We start from the raw sequence: 381 nt of genomic DNA, 5'->3' as shown, positions 1-381 counted from the left end.
GCCATCAAGGGGCTCAGCGACGTCGTCGTGAACGAAATCCAGCAACCAACGGGTAGCGACAATCGCGAGGTCCGAGTTCGCGCCGCCCATGATGTCGGTCTGGAGCTTCTGTTGCAGCGCATCCCAGTTTACTTCTTCGATCTTGATTGTCGTACCAGGGGTAGCTTTCTCGAACTCGTGAGCCATCTTGTTGAAGTATGGGCCAGTCGCGTCACTGTAGTGCGAGACGGTAATCCGAACCGTGTCGGCGTGCGCCGTTACTGCAATACCTGAAAACGCAAACGCTACGATGATCGTGGGTAGCGCGAAAGACACAAGGACTTGCTTGCGCCGGAGATTCACCCTGCTCATGGATTCGCTCCCGCTCGCGCGCCCTTGCCC

The 381-nt window shown here is 57.5% G+C and carries 1 protein-coding gene; it reads right to left on the bottom strand.

Going from position 1 to position 381, the window contains the following annotated elements; all coding sequences use genetic code 11:
• Positions 1-351 (bottom strand): extracellular solute-binding protein (locus HWY30_RS40910; RefSeq protein ID WP_176079069.1); only part of this gene is annotated, 351 nt, incomplete at its 3' end.
• Positions 352-381 lie beyond the last annotated feature (30 nt).

Origin of the sequence: Paraburkholderia tuberum STM678, from assembly GCF_902833905.1 — a bacterium.
Classification (GTDB): Bacteria; Pseudomonadota; Gammaproteobacteria; order Burkholderiales; family Burkholderiaceae; genus Paraburkholderia; species Paraburkholderia tuberum.
This window is presented reverse-complemented; position numbering and strand designations above follow the sequence as displayed.